The 14,034-nt window shown below is 63.0% G+C and carries 11 protein-coding genes and 1 tRNA gene; 9 read left to right on the forward strand and 3 right to left on the reverse strand.

Annotated elements, in window-relative coordinates:
• Positions 1–28 precede the first annotated feature (28 nt).
• The 3 genes from ACH2DG_RS16930 (at position 29) to ACH2DG_RS16940 (ending at position 2,316) form a co-directional block, all read left to right on the forward strand.
• Positions 29–985, forward strand: coding sequence for an MBL fold metallo-hydrolase (locus ACH2DG_RS16930; protein ID WP_395027595.1), 957 nt, complete (start codon positions 29–31; stop codon positions 983–985).
• Positions 986–1,300: 315 nt separating this feature from the next.
• Positions 1,301–1,377: transfer RNA gene (locus ACH2DG_RS16935), tRNA-Pro, on the forward strand.
• 138 nt (positions 1,378–1,515) lie between these two features.
• The gene (locus ACH2DG_RS16940; RefSeq protein WP_395027597.1) at positions 1,516–2,316 is read left to right on the forward strand and encodes a heparan-alpha-glucosaminide N-acetyltransferase; all 801 of its coding nucleotides are present in this window, start codon (positions 1,516–1,518) and stop codon (positions 2,314–2,316) included.
• Positions 2,317–2,326: 10 nt separating this feature from the next.
• Here the strand turns inward: ACH2DG_RS16940 and ACH2DG_RS16945 are convergent, their stop codons facing one another.
• Positions 2,327–3,454, reverse strand: a complete 1,128-nt coding sequence (locus ACH2DG_RS16945; RefSeq protein ID WP_395027598.1) for a site-specific integrase — start codon at positions 3,452–3,454, stop codon at positions 2,327–2,329.
• Between the two features lie 104 nt (positions 3,455–3,558).
• Between ACH2DG_RS16945 and ACH2DG_RS16950 the strand changes: the two genes are divergently transcribed.
• Complete coding sequence (locus ACH2DG_RS16950) at positions 3,559–4,689, forward strand: DNA-binding protein (protein ID WP_395027599.1); 1,131 nt, start codon at positions 3,559–3,561, stop codon at positions 4,687–4,689.
• Between the two features lie 26 nt (positions 4,690–4,715).
• Here ACH2DG_RS16950 and ACH2DG_RS16955 read toward each other — a convergent pair whose 3' ends face one another.
• The gene (locus ACH2DG_RS16955; RefSeq protein WP_395027600.1) at positions 4,716–5,141 is read right to left on the reverse strand and encodes a ribonuclease HI family protein; all 426 of its coding nucleotides are present in this window, start codon (positions 5,139–5,141) and stop codon (positions 4,716–4,718) included.
• A 180-nt stretch (positions 5,142–5,321) separates the two neighbouring features.
• Here ACH2DG_RS16955 and ACH2DG_RS16960 point away from each other — a divergent pair, with 180 nt between their 5' ends.
• From ACH2DG_RS16960 to phnX, 5 genes are all read left to right on the forward strand, one after another.
• Complete coding sequence (locus ACH2DG_RS16960; RefSeq protein WP_395027602.1) at positions 5,322–6,356, forward strand: putative 2-aminoethylphosphonate ABC transporter substrate-binding protein; 1,035 nt, start codon at positions 5,322–5,324, stop codon at positions 6,354–6,356.
• A gap of 20 nt (positions 6,357–6,376) precedes the next feature.
• Positions 6,377–7,597 (forward strand): putative 2-aminoethylphosphonate ABC transporter ATP-binding protein, encoded by a 1,221-nt coding sequence (locus ACH2DG_RS16965; protein ID WP_395027603.1) that lies wholly within the window; start codon positions 6,377–6,379, stop codon positions 7,595–7,597.
• Between the two features lie 129 nt (positions 7,598–7,726).
• Positions 7,727–9,463: a putative 2-aminoethylphosphonate ABC transporter permease subunit gene (locus tag ACH2DG_RS16970; RefSeq protein ID WP_395027605.1), complete on the forward strand. Its 1,737-nt coding sequence runs from the start codon at positions 7,727–7,729 to the stop codon at positions 9,461–9,463.
• 98 nt (positions 9,464–9,561) lie between these two features.
• Positions 9,562–10,683 (forward strand): TIGR03364 family FAD-dependent oxidoreductase, encoded by a 1,122-nt coding sequence (locus ACH2DG_RS16975; RefSeq protein ID WP_395027607.1) that lies wholly within the window; start codon positions 9,562–9,564, stop codon positions 10,681–10,683.
• A gap of 67 nt (positions 10,684–10,750) precedes the next feature.
• Positions 10,751–11,584 carry a phosphonoacetaldehyde hydrolase gene (gene phnX / locus ACH2DG_RS16980; RefSeq protein ID WP_395027608.1) on the forward strand — a complete coding sequence of 278 codons (834 nt, stop codon included), beginning with the start codon at positions 10,751–10,753 and terminating at the stop codon, positions 11,582–11,584.
• 90 nt (positions 11,585–11,674) lie between these two features.
• Here phnX and ggt read toward each other — a convergent pair whose 3' ends face one another.
• Positions 11,675–13,678, reverse strand: a complete 2,004-nt coding sequence (gene ggt / locus ACH2DG_RS16985) for a gamma-glutamyltransferase (RefSeq protein WP_395027610.1) — start codon at positions 13,676–13,678, stop codon at positions 11,675–11,677.
• Positions 13,679–14,034: the final 356 nt, after the last annotated feature.

Consider the following 14,034-nt stretch of genomic DNA (forward strand, 5'->3'; position numbering starts at 1 on the left):
GCAATTTTCACCTTTGGAAGGAAAGAACATGAAACCATCGATCTACACCTTGTCGGCCATTGCCCTCGCGGCCGCTGCCATGCTGGCTGGTTGCGACAAGGCGGGCAATGCAACCGCCCCCGCAGCAGCGCCAGCGACCGCCCCGGCGGCTGCGTCACCGTCTGAGCCTGCGCAGCAGGCGGCGCTGACCACTGAAGTCTTCAACCCTGGCGAGCAGGCGATCTTTGCCGTCTCTTCGGTGCTGGTACACGGCAAGAGCGAGGTGGTGCTGATCGATGCGCAGTTCTCGGCCGAACAGGCCCGCAAGCTGGCTGACAAGGTCAAGGCCACCGGCAAGCGCCTCACCACCATCTACATCAGCCATGGTGATCCCGATTTCTATTTTGGTCTGGAGAGCCTCCACGCGGCCTTCCCCGATGCCAGGATTGTGGCCACAGCGCAAACCATTGCGCACATCGAAGCCACCAAGGACGAAAAGCTCAAGGTCTGGGGGCCGCAGTTGGGAGCGAATGCGCCCAAGCAGATCATCGTGCCCCAGCCTTTGCAGGGCGACACGCTGACGGTCGACGGGCAGGAGCTGAAGCTGATCGGGCTCGACGGGCCTACGCCAGACCGCACCGTGGTGTGGATTCCATCGATCAAGACCGTGGCGGGCGGCATTCCCGTGCTGGCTGGCGAGCATGTCTGGATGGCAGACACCCAGACTGCGCAGTCCCATGCCGATTGGCTGGCCATGCTCGAGCGCATCAAGGCCCTGGCCCCGGCAGTCGTCATTCCAGGCCATTTTGCGGGCCCAATGCCGCAGGGCATCGCAGCCGTGGACTTTACCGCCGACTACATCCGCGCCTTTGATGAAGAGGCTGCCAAGGCCAAGAACTCTGCCGAACTGATTGCGGCCATGCAAAAACGCTTCCCAGGTCTGGGCGGGCTCGAAGGTCTTGCCCTGAGCGCCAAGGTTGCCAAGGGCGAGATGAAGTGGGGCTGATGCTCTGCGCCGTTGAATGCATTCAAACAGCCCAACGGCCTCGCTTCAAGCAGCCCGGCCCATGCACTCGGCGACCCAGTCGATGAACACCCCGGTTCTTGGTGAGAAACATTGCATGTGCGGGCAGAGCATCTGCACAGACCTGTGCCATGACCTGCACCAGGGTTTTGCAGGGAGCAAAAGCAAGACGGTGTCTAGGCCGCGTTGTATCGCCGGTAGGGCCGACAATCAATGCATCCTGCCGCCAGGGTATTTTTCGAGAATGTGCAATCCACTTGAAAACACCGAAAAAACCTGGCTATAATGCTGGCTTGTCGGAGCGTAGCGCAGTCTGGTAGCGCATCTGCTTTGGGAGCAGAGGGTCGCGAGTTCGAATCCCGCCGCTCCGACCACCATTGAACACCCGCTGCAAGCAATTGCAGCGGGTTTTTCTTTGGCTGTGTGCGGCCCGCTCATGGTTAACCAGTCGCTGATCGGGTGCTGCGGGGCCGCTATAGTGCGGCATTGCCTGCCCCCCATCCATTTTCTGCATGAGCCGAGCCCCAAAAACTGCCGCAGCCTCCCCCACCTCCGGTCGCCTGGACCGGTTGGATGCATTGCGTGGCCTCGCCATGGTGTGGATGACGGCATTTCACTTCTGCTTCGACCTGAGCTATCTGGGCATCTGGGCCCAGGATTTCTACCGCGCCCCATTCTGGGTCTGGCAGCGCACCGCCATCGTGAGCCTGTTCCTGTTCTGCGCGGGCCTCGCGCAGGCCGTAGCCCTGGCGCAGGACGTACCCTGGGGGCGCTTTTTGCGCCGTTGGGGCGTGGTGGCGGCCTGCGCACTCGCAGTCAGCTTGGGCTCGTACCTGATGTTTCCGCACAGCTATATCTATTTCGGGGTACTGCACGGCATGGCCGCCATGCTGCTGATGGTGCGTGCATGGCGCGGTGCGCCTGCGTGGCTTTTGCTGGGAGTGGCTGTCATCGCCATTGCACTGCCTCTGGCCTATCGGCACATGGCAGACGGCCTGCCGCCGGAGTGGATGCAGTGGCTCAACGGCAGGGCGGGCAGCGTGCTGGGCCTTATCACCACCAAGCCACGCACCGAAGACTATGTGCCGCTGCTGCCCTGGCTGGGCATCATGCTGCTGGGTTTTGTGGCGGGCCGGCAATGGTTTGCGCAGGCAAGCGGCAGCGCGCGCGCCTGGTGGTCGCGTCCGGCCACGGCAGGTGCCATGCGCCTGCTGGCCTGGCTGGGGCGGCACAGCCTGCCTTACTACATGCTGCACCAGTTGGTGCTGCTGGGCGGCCTGACGGCGGTGATGCGGCTATTGCAGTTGCTCTAGGTGCCGTCTTTCATTGCTCTTGCGTGCCGGGGTCTTCCAGCAGGCGCGCCGCCTTGTTGGCCAGCGGTGCTTCGGCGCGGAAGTAACCCAGGACAGTGGAGGCGCTCTGGTGGCCTGTCATGGCCATCGTGTCGACCAAGGCCATGTTCTGGCGTCCTGCTTCGGTCACAAAGCCCGAGCGCAACGAATGCGCCGAGAAATTGCCCTCAATGCCTGCCAGTGCGCAGCGCTCCTTGACGATGTTGTTCACGGACAGTGGCGTCAGCGCTGTGTCGCCCACCCGTCCATTCCTGAAAATTCGCCGAAAGATGGGCCCCTCGCTGATACCTGCGGCCTGCAGCCACTGCGCCAGCGCCACGCCGGCAGGGCCTACAACAGGCTTCAAATTTTCTGGACGATCCACCCCTGATTGATTCGTCTTGGACAGGCGCAGGTCATACAGGTACTGCTGCGGCCCCATGGGCTGCAGCCACTCCATGCGCGCCTCGGCCACCTCCGAGCGACGCCGGCCGCCGCTCGCCCAGGCAAACAGCAGCAGTGCGCGGTCGCGCCGGCCTTTGAGGCTGTCGTCGCAGGTGGCCAGCAACTGCTCCAGCGGAAGCCGCGTCAGCGCGGCCTTTTTCTGCGCCAGCGCCCCTCGCCGTGCATAGGCCTTGCGCAAGTGGGAGAGGGCTTCGCGCACCTCGGCATCGCGGCACGGATTGGCGAGCGCCTTGCGGCTGTGCGCCTTGGAGAGCACTGCAATCCGGTGCACCAGCGTGGAATGCGCCAGAGCCCCCGTTTTCCCCTTGAAGCCCGCCTGCACCAGTTGCGCGTCGATGGATACGGGCAGGTCGCAGGCCAGCCCGTCTTTCGCGACGCGTTCGCCGTGGTCTGCAATGAATTGCAGCACCGCAGCAACAGGCAAGGGCAGGGCAATGGCCTGCCGGTAGCGCAGCCAGTACCACGCAGCCCAGTAGCGCAGGGCGCTTTGGTAGCTGTGCGTGGTATTGGCCGATTCGGCCTCCAGCCGCAAGGCATCCAAAGCCGTGCGAGCTGCCTGCGACAGGGCGTCGGCCTGCAGTGGCTGTACATCGGTGGTGGACAGGGTTGCCAAAAGGGGTTGCAAATCGCCACGGCGTGGATTGTTGGATTTCATATTGAATAAATATTACATATAATGTATGATGTATTACATTAGATGTCAATGAAAGTATCGATAAATACCTCTTATCGATAGTAAAACAGAAAAGCAGGTGAACCATGGAAAATTTGCGTAGCCAGCGCGCCATTCAGCGCGACGATGTCTGGGCCGCGGCCGACGCGCTGCTGCTGGAGGGCAAGCGCCCCACGATCGAGCGGGTGCGGCAAAAGATTGGTCGCGGCTCGCCCAACACCGTTAGCCCCATGCTGGAGGAGTGGTTTGCCACCTTGGGGCCGCGCATGGCGCAACTCAAGGGCAGCGGCAACGGGCTGGTCGCAGAGGAGGGCAGGGGCACATCGGCACCAGCGCCGGTTCTGCAAGCTGCGCAGGCCTTATGGGAGGCGGCGATGCGCCAGGCGGTGGATGAAGCGCAGGTGCAACTGGCGCAAGAACGCGAAGAGTTGCAGGCCGCCCGGCAGACGCTGGACGTCGAACGGAATGCGCTTGTGCAGGAGCAGGCCACCATGGCGCAGCAACGGGCATCGCTGGAGCAATCGCTGGCCGTGGCCCATGCGCAGATCAAGATGCAGGGCGCGCGCCTGGCCGAGCTGGAGCAGGGTGCCCGCCAGAAGGACCAGTTTGCGGCGCAACAACAGCAGCGCCTGCAGGCGCTGGAGCAGGAGCTGTTTGCCAGCCGCAAGGCACGCGACGAAGCAGACAGGGCCCACGCGGAACATCTGCGAGAGCAGCATGCAGCCGCCCAGGCGCAGCAGCACCGCGCACTGCAGGACATTGACCGCGCCCGGCAAGAGGCCAAGCAGTGGATGGCCGCGCAGCGGGCCGAGCAGGAAAAGCTGGCCAAGCTGGAGGTGGACTGGCACGCCGAGCGCAAGGCCTTGCAGTTGCAGGCGGCGGAGGTGGAGGCGCAATGGAGCCAGTCACAAATCCGCGCCCAGCAATTGCAGCAGGACCTGCAGGCCACGATGAGCCAGCATGCGCACCAGATTGCGCTGATGGACCAGCAGTTCCATGCACAGAAAAGCCAGTTGCAGCGGGACATCGAGCGCCTGCAGGCGGATGCGTCCAAGGGGCGCGAAGACGCGGCGGGTAGTGCACAGAACGCTGGATCTGGCACAGTGCAAGAACGTGGGCCAGGGCGCGCACACGGTTCGCGCAGCCTTGCCCAATCTGCCCGGGCAGCGCGCCTAGGCAGCAAACCCCGAGGGAGCGCATCCCGCATCAGGCGCTAAGTCGATGATGGACACACGCGCTGGCGCTACCTGTCTTTGAAGCCTGTGATCTGTTCGCAGTCACCCCTGGCCAAACTATCCGCCACAGTATTCCTGTGCCTGGGAATCCACTGAACCTGCACACGGTCGAACCCCGCCAGCAGGGCGCGCGCCTTGTCATAGATATCGGCCAGCCGCGCGATAGGCTTGGCAGGGGCGCGCGCCAGTTGTTCGGCAAGAATGCTGTTGTCGGTATAGAGCAGTACCTCACGCGCGCCCAGTTGCTGCAACCAGTGCAGCGCATGGATGGCGGCACGCGCTTCGGCTTCGTTGTTGCAACCTGTGCCGGGCAGGGCCACACTGAAACTGTGGCTTTGCCCGTCCGGTGCCACGGCAGCAACGCCAATGCGCATGCGCCCGGGATTGGGGAGGGCGCTGCCGTCGACATGGACGGTCCAGAGTGGGGATTGCATGGCTGCAGCATAGCAGTCGGCCATGCGTGACGTATGTTGCATATCCTTTCCCCAGGCCATTGCCCCATGGCGGCAACGCGGCAATACGTCACAAAAGCTTCATCGATATGCCATGCCGAGGTCACAGAACATTCAGATACTTCCTGCCGATCCATCCCATACAACGCAGGAAAGTTCGGAATGCAAAACTGGAAGAAGCTCGTGGCGGCCGCAGCCGCATTGGTGGCCGCAGGTGCGGCATATGCCCAAAAGACCGAGCTGACGGTCTATACCGCGCTGGAAATCGACCAGCTCAAGGCCTACGAAACGGCCTTCACCAAGAGCAACCCCGATATCGCCATCAAGTGGGTGCGCGATTCGACGGGTGTCATCACCGCCAAGCTGCTCGCCGAAAAGGCCAACCCCAAGGCGGACGTGATCATGGGCGTGGCTGCATCGAGCCTGGCCATTTTCGACAAGAACGACATGCTGCAAGGCTACGCGCCCAAGGGCCTGGAAGCCATTACCGCCAAGTACCGCGACAGCAAGAACCCACCGCACTGGGTTGGCATGGACGTGTTCGGCGCCACCATCTGCTTCAACACGGTCGAAGCGAAAAAGCGCAATATTCCTGTGCCCACCAGCTGGCAAGACCTGACCAAGCCCGAGTTCAAGGGACAGGTCGTAATGCCCAACCCCGCATCGAGCGGTACCGGCTACTTCGACGTGGCCGCCTGGCTGCAGCTCTTTGGTGACGACAATGGCAAGGGCGGCGGCTGGAAGTACATGGACGCACTGCACGAGAACATCGCCCAGTACACACACTCGGGCTCCAAGCCCTGCAACCTGGCAGCCCAGGGCGAGTATGTTGCCGGCATCTCGTTCGAATACCGCGGCCACGCCAACAAGGCCAAGGGCGCGCCGATCGACCTCGTCTTCCCCAAGGAAGGCCTGGGCTGGGATCTGGAAGGCATCAGCATCTACAAGGGCACCAAGCACGAGCAGGCCGCCCAGAAGCTGGTGGACTGGGCCGTGAGCAAGGATGCCATGGAACTGTATGGCAAGAACTTTGCTGTCACCGCCATGCCCGGCGTGGCGCCCAAGCTGGCCAATATTCCTGCCGACTACGAATCGCGCCTGATTCCGCTCGATTTCGGCAAGATGGCCGATAGCCGCGAACGCGTGCTGGCCGAGTGGACCAAGCGTTACGACGCCAAGAGCGAAGCCAAGAAGTGAGCGAGCGGGAAACAGCGTCCATGAATGCAGAACTGACCGGACAGAGCGCCGCCGCAACGGCTCCCCTGCCGTTGCGTGACACGTCGTACGCATTTGAGCCCCTGGGCGCGCCGGCGGCGCGCCCGCAGGATACGGGTGTTCCGTACCTTGACATTCGTCATCTGCACAAGCGCTACGGCAGCTTTACCGCGCTGCAATCGGTCAGCCTGCAGATCCAGCGCGGCGAGCTGGTGTGCTTTCTGGGGCCTTCGGGCTGCGGCAAGACCACTTTGCTGCGGGCGATTGCAGGGCTGGAAGCGCAGACCAGCGGCGAGGTGTGGCAGGACGGCAAGAACATCTCCGAGCTGCCTGCCGCTCAGCGCGACTACGGCATCGTGTTCCAGTCGTATGCGCTGTTTCCCAATCTGACCGTGGCGGACAACGTGGCCTACGGCCTGGTGAGCCAACGCCAGCCCAGAAGCCTGGTTGCACAGAAGGTGCATGCCTTGCTGGAGACGGTCGGCCTGTCGGGCAGTGGCCCCAAATACCCGGCGCAACTCTCGGGCGGACAGCAGCAGCGCGTGGCATTGGCCCGGGCGCTGGCCATGTCGCCCGGCATGCTGCTGCTGGACGAACCCCTGTCTGCGCTCGACGCCACGGTGCGCGTGCACCTGCGCAATGAAATCCGGGCGCTGCAGCAGCGCCTGTACGTGACGACCATCATGGTTACGCACGACCAGGAAGAGGCCATGGCCATTGCCGACCGGGTGGTGGTGATGAACCATGGCGTGGTGGAGCAGGTGGGCACGCCGATGGAGATCTACCAACGGCCCGCCACCCCCTTTGTGGCCGAATTCATCGGCAAGGCCAACAAACTCCAGGCCATTGCGGCCGGAGACGGCGGCATCACCCTGGGTGGGCACAAGCTGTTCTGCCCGCAGACGCCGCAGCTCGCCAAAGGCCAGGCACTCGATGTGTACCTGCGCCCTGAAGATTGCAGCGTGCACAACTGCACGGCAATGCCGCCTGCCGCCAGCGTTCCGCCCGCAACGGGCGCGCCCGTGTGGACGGGCCGTGTCGAACACATGGAATTTCTGGGCGCCACCTGCATCGTGCACGCCGAAGTGCCGCGCCTGCCCGAGCAGCGCATCCAACTGCAACTGTCGCTCGCGCAGTGGACCCAGCTCGATGTGCAGCCCGGCCGCTGGCTGCAGTTCTCGGTCAACGCCACACAGTTGAAGATTTTTGCGCAGAAATATTGATAGCTGCCAGCGCTTGATGGACGGGCGCTATCGCCCGATTTCACCAAACATTGCCCAGCGGCCATTCCAATCTGTGCCAGGGCGACCGGACAAGCGGACCATCACGCGGCAGCGGGCTTTCGGAGCTTTATGACTTCTTCCACCACCACCCTGAACAGCGGCAGGGCCCCATCGGGCTTGCGCAGCGCGGGTATTCGCACAGCCCCCGCTGATCGCATGGCGCACGCCGGGCTGCTTCTTCTCACCGCGCTGCTGGTCGTCGGGCTGCTGGCTCCGCTGGCGGCCTTGCTCAGCCACGCGTTTGCCCCCGGGCAGAACGGAGAGGGCGCGGGCTTTGCCCGGTTCATCCAGTACTTTCAGTCGCCAGCCTTGCTCCGCAGCCTGTGGAATAGCATCTGGGTGTCGCTGCTGGTGACCGTGTTCGTGGTGCCTCTGGCTTTTGGGTTTGCGTATGCCATCACGCGCTCAGGCATCCGTGGCAAGGGCGTGCTGCGCAGCATCAGCCTGCTGCCGCTGCTTGCGCCATCGCTTTTGTCGGCCATCTCGCTCATCTACTGGTTTGGCAACCAGGGAGTCTTCAAGGGCACGGTACAGGCTCTCGGCTTTGACAGCATCTACGGCGCGCCCGGCATCGTGCTCGCCCAGTGCTTTGCCACCTTTCCCCATGCCCTGATGATCATGGTGACCGCGCTGGCCGTGGGCGACCAGCGCCTCTACGAAGCCGCCACCGCCCTGGGGGCGAGCCGCACACGTCAGTTTCTCACCGTCACCCTGCCTGCCGCGCGCTATGGCGTGGTGTCGGCGGCGCTGGTGGTATTCACCCTGGTGATCACCGATTTTGGAATTCCGAAGGTGATTGGCGGCAATTTCAACATGCTGGCCACCGATGTCTTCAAGCTCGTGATCGGCCAGCAGGATTTCCAGCGCGGTGCCGTAGTCGCCTTGCTGCTGCTGCTGCCTGCCGTCATCACCTACCTGATTGACCGCCAGGTGCAGAAGAAGCAGACCTCGGTGCTGACGGCGCGCGCCGTGGTGCTGCAGCCCACCAGGCACGCGGCCACCGACCGCACCTGCGCAGTGCTCGCCTGGGGCATGGCGGCGCTGATGCTGGCCATGTTCGGCATGGCGATCTTTGCATCGCTCGTGCAGTTCTGGCCGTACCAGTTGGGCCTGACCTTGTCGCACTACACCAGCGGCCTGGTGGATGCCGGTGTCGATACCGCCATCTTCAACAGCCTCACCATGGCGGTGAGCGCCGCGATTGCTGGCCCCGTGGTCGTGTTCACCGGCGCCTACCTGCTGGAAAAGACCAAGGGCATGAACGCCGTTCGCCCAGTGCTGCGCCTTCTGGCCATGGTGCCCATGGCAGTGCCCGGGCTGGTGCTGGGCCTGGGCTATATCTTTTTCTTCAATGCGCCGGGCAATCCGCTCAATTTTCTGTACCAGACCATGCCGCTCATGGTGCTGTGCACGGTGATGCATTACTACACCACCGGCCACATGACCCTGGTGACTGCACTCAAGGCCATCGATGGCGAGTTCGAAGCCGTGAGTGCGTCGCTGAAGGTGCCTTTCTACCGCACCTTGTTCAAGGTGACCTTGCCCATGTGCCTGCCTGCGCTCCTGGAAGTGTCGCGCTACTTTTTCGTTGCGGCGATGACGACGATCTCGGCTGTCGTGTTTCTGTATTCGCCGGACACGCGCCTGGGCGCCGTCGCCATCCTGAACCTGGACGAAGCGGGCGACATGGCCGCCGCCGCCGCCATGGCCGTGATGATTGCCGCCATCAGCTGCGTGGTGACCGTGCTCTACCAGGTGGCAGGCTGGTGGCTGACGCAGAGAACCCAGGCATGGCGCAAACGCTAGTTGTCAATAAAACAGTGCGCTAGCGAAATGTGAATGCGCGTAGTGCTATCAAATTTAATAGCATGCAGCCGGTGACATGTTGGACAAAAGGGAAAACAGTGAGCAGTTTTGATGTGATCGTGGTGGGCGCGGGCATTGTGGGCCTGGCGCATGCGTATGAGGCCGCCGGCAAGGGCCTGAAGGTGTGTGTGGTGGAGCGTGACGCCGCTTGCGTGAGCGCATCCATCCGCAATTTCGGCTTTGTGACCGTGACCGGGCAGGGCGCAGGCGACACCTGGCGGCGCGCCCGCTACGCCCGCGACGTGTGGGCCGCTATCGCGCCGCAAGCGGGCATTCAGGTGGTGCACCAGGGCCTGAATGTGGTGGCCACCCGTGACAAAGCCGTGGATGTGTTGGAGGCCTTTATGGCGACCGACATGGCCCAGAGCGTGGGCTGCGAGCTGTGGAGCCCCGAGCAGGCTGCACGGCACGCGCCTGAACTGAAGCTGAGCAACGCTCGGGCTGTGCTGCACAGCCCCATCGACCTGCGCGTGGAGTCGCGCCAGGCCATTGGCCAGCTCACGCACTGGCTGGCCGAGCAGCACAAGGTCACCTTTCGCTTTGGCGAAGCAGTTCTGGAAGTGGCGACGCCCAAGGTGGTAACCGCCAAGGCAACCCTGCACGCAGAGCGCGTGGTGGTCTGCACCAATGCCGACATCCATGGCCTCTACAGCCAGCTGTTTACCAAGCACCAGGTGCGACTGTGCCAGTTGCAGATGCTGCGCGTGCGGCCGCACGCGGGCTTCAAGCTGACAGCCTCCGTCATGGGCGATTTGAGCCTGGTGCGCTACCACGGCTACAGCAAACTGCCGCAGGCCCAGGCGCTGCTGGCCGAACTGCAGCAGGAAGAGGGCGAGAGCCTCGCGCACGGCATCCATCTGATTACCGTGCAAAGCGCCGACGGCAGCCTGGTGGTCGGAGATTCGCACCACTACGGCGCGTCGGTTGCGCCTTTTGCGATGGACGAGGTGGACGAGCTGATGCTGCGCCACATGCACGAGGCGCTCCATCTGAGCGACTACCTGGTGACCGAGCGCTGGGTGGGCATTTATCCGTCCGCGCCCGACACCGATTGCTTCATCGAGGCGCCGGACGACGCCACCCGCGTTGCCGTGGTCACCAGCGGCACCGGGGCCAGCACCGGTTTTGGCGTGGCGCATGACACCTTCGAGAACTGGTAGGCCACCGTGCTTCCATGGCGCGGCCTCTGCCTTGCCCCCGCAACCTTGACACCATTGGATATCCGAAATGACGAACTTTCACCATACCGACCGCGTTCAGGCCGTCGTCTTTGACTGGGCCGGCACGATTGTCGACTTTGGCTCGCGTGCCCCCATGGGTGCCTTTGTCCAGCTGTTCAAGGACTTTGGCATCGACATCACCATCGCGCAGGCACGCGGCCCCATGGGCTCTGCCAAGTGGGACCACATCCATGCGCTGTGCAGCCTGCCGGAGGTCGCCTCCCAGTGGGAGCGCAAATATGGCAAGCCCGTGGCCATCAGCGATATCGATCACCTGTACGAAGTGTTCACCCCGATGAACGCCCGCGTGGTCGGCGATTTTGCCGATTTCATTCCCGGCGCGCTCGATGTGGTGGCCCGGCTGCGCGCCGACGGCGTCAGGATCGGCAGCACCACTGGCTACAACCGCCCGATCATGGACGTGTTGCAGCCCATTGCCGCCAAGGCAGGCTACGCGCCAGACAACATCGTCTGCGCCGGCGACCTGGCCGCGGGCCGCCCCAGCCCCTTGATGATGTACCGCTGCTTTGCCGACCTGGGCGTGTGGCCCGCATCCACCGTGGTGAAGGTGGATGATACCGGCGTCGGCATTGCCGAAGGCCTGAACGCAGGCTGCTGGACGGTGGGCGTCGCCATCAGCGGCAACGCCAACGGCCTGTCCCTGCCCGAGTGGCAGGCACTGCCACCGCCCGAGCAAGCGGCAGTGCGCGCATCCGCCACCCGGCAACTGCAGGAGGCGGGGGCACATTTTGTGATCGACAGCGTGGCAGACCTGCTGCCGGTGATTGCGCAGATCAACGAGCACCTTCAAAAACAGGAGCTGCCAGCACGCGCTGCGTAAGCACCGGAAGCCGTTTTCGTCTAAAAAAAGCCGCTGCAGATCATGTCTGCAGCGGCTTTTATGGTTAACAGATTGGTTTGGGCTTAAGGCTTAGGGCTGGACTTTGTAGGTATCACCCAGAACCACACCCTCGCGACGCGGATCAGCGCCGCCAGTCAGGCGTGCTTCGCCCGCGCTGGAGGTGGTGCGGATCACCGTGCCCACGCCGCTCGACTGTGCATTGACCGACACGGTGTGCCCCATGGCACGCAGCGCCTGCACCAGCGGATCAGCATCGCCATTGTTGGCCGCCACGATATTGGGGTGCTCGCCGCCCAGATTGGTTGTCTTGCTGTTGGCCGCGCCAAAGTTCACCAGATTGGTGGCTTGCTGGGCGTCCAGGCCCCAGTCCAGTGCGCCTACCAAGGTCTTGGTGACAAACTGGATGATGGTGCTGCCGCCAGGCGAGCCCGTGGCCATCTTGAAGGCGCCGGGCGTGCCGTCTGCATTGGCATCGAACACCAGGGTCGGCGCCATCGAGCTGCGGGGACGCTTGCCGGCTTCAAGCTTGTTGGCAATCGGCAGGCCGTCTGCCGAAGTGGGCGTGGCCGAGAAATCGGTCAACTGGTTGTTCAGCACAAAACCTTGGGTGACGTGGTAGGAGCCCATCCCGGCTTCCACTGTCGTCGTCATGCTGACGACGTTGCCCTTGGCGTCGACAATGGTCATGTGGGTGGTGCCGTTTTCAGCCACCTTGCTCACACCCAGACGGGTATTGCCGAACTGGCCTGCCGTGGCAGTGCCCATGCTCTGCTTGGTGGAGATGAGCGCTGCGCGGCTCTTGAGGTAATTCTTGTCGAGCAGGGTAGAGCCCACAGGGCCGGGCAGGGGGGTGAAGTCGGTATCGGCCACGTACACGTCGCGGTCGGCGTAGGCCAGGCGCTCGGCTTCGCTGACCAGGTGCACGCCCATGGCTGTGGGCTTGCCACCCTCCAGATCCAGAGCGGTCGGCTTGTGCGGCGCCAGATCAAAATTCTCCAGCACGCCCATGGCCTGCGCCACCGCAATGCCGCCGGACGATGGGGGTGGCATGCCGCAGATCACGTACTTGGCGCGGTAGGTTGTGCAGACCGCATCGCGCTTCTTGGCCTGGTAGCCCGCCAGATCGGCCATGGTGGTGACGCCCGGGGTGATGGGCGTGCCTGTGGTCACGTTCTGCGTCACGCCAATCTTGTTCACGATGCCTTGCGCCACGGCGCCGGTATAGAACGCATCGGCGCCACCCGTGGCAATCTTGGTCAAGGTTGCTGCGTAGGCGGGGTTGGTAAACGTCTGGCCCAGACTCTTGGTGGATCCGTCTGCATTGAAATACAGCGCAATCGCATCGGCATCGGCCTGTAGCGCCGTCTTGGCGCCCGCCAGCGCATCCGACATGCGGCCGCTGATCTTGAAGCCATTGGTGGCCAGATCGATACCGGGCTGGATCAGGTCCTTCCAGGGCTTGCTGCCGTGGTCCTTGTGTGCAAGGTCTAGCATGCGCACAGCACCTGGCGTGCCCACGGCGCGGCCACTGGCACGGGCGCTGGGCTGCGGCACAGTCTTGTCGCCGTCGCTGATGTAGCGCAGGTAATCCGGAGTGGCTGCCGCGGGCGCCGTTTCACGGCCATCATAGGCCGTCACTTTCTTGCTGGCCGCATCGTAATACAGCATGAAAGCGCCGCCACCAATGCCGCTCGATTGTGGCTCCACCAGCCCCAGCACCATCTGCACGGCAACCGCCGCATCAACCGCAGAGCCACCGGATTTGAGCACCTCGCAACCTGCCTTGGACGCCAGTGGATTGGCAGTGACCACCATGTACTTGTTGCCTTCAACCGCCTTTTTACCGGTCCGATAGCCGGAGGCAAGCTCGGGGAAGGACGGATCGCCCGGCAGACCAGAACCCACCACCACCGAGCCGTCGTTGGTCGACGCCTCACAGGCCGTGCTGACCAGCTTGTCGTCATTGCCGCCAGAGCTGCCACAGCCCGCCAGAGACAACAACACGATCGACGCCAGCGCCACAAGGCTGTAGCGTGGTGACACGGAAGACGCAGGATGGGATGGGATTTGCATTGGGTAATTTCTCCTTGGATGGGCCAGGAGGAAATTGTGGATGCAAAGCTTCTTCACGGAACACAAAATTACCCAGCGTTAACCCTGAATGGAGCGAGAATCGAAAAGAGGTGTTGATCGGGGCTCAGCGCCGGGAGGATGCGTGCCATGGGGTTGCCATCGGCTATCGTGCATTGATCTGACTTAACATAATATACATCGTATCAACTTTAGAACGAACGTACACAGGCTCGTTACGAGCCCCCCTGGGCATCCGCGCCCTCAACCTTATCTCCTATCCAGGTGATGGGTAACGAGGCAATTGACCTTGACTTGGAAAATTCGCTATGCGTCCCTGGATTGCCCAGATGTGCCGA

The sequence above is a fragment of the Comamonas odontotermitis genome, assembly GCF_040396735.1.
GTDB lineage: Bacteria > Pseudomonadota > Gammaproteobacteria > Burkholderiales > Burkholderiaceae_C > Comamonas > Comamonas odontotermitis_C.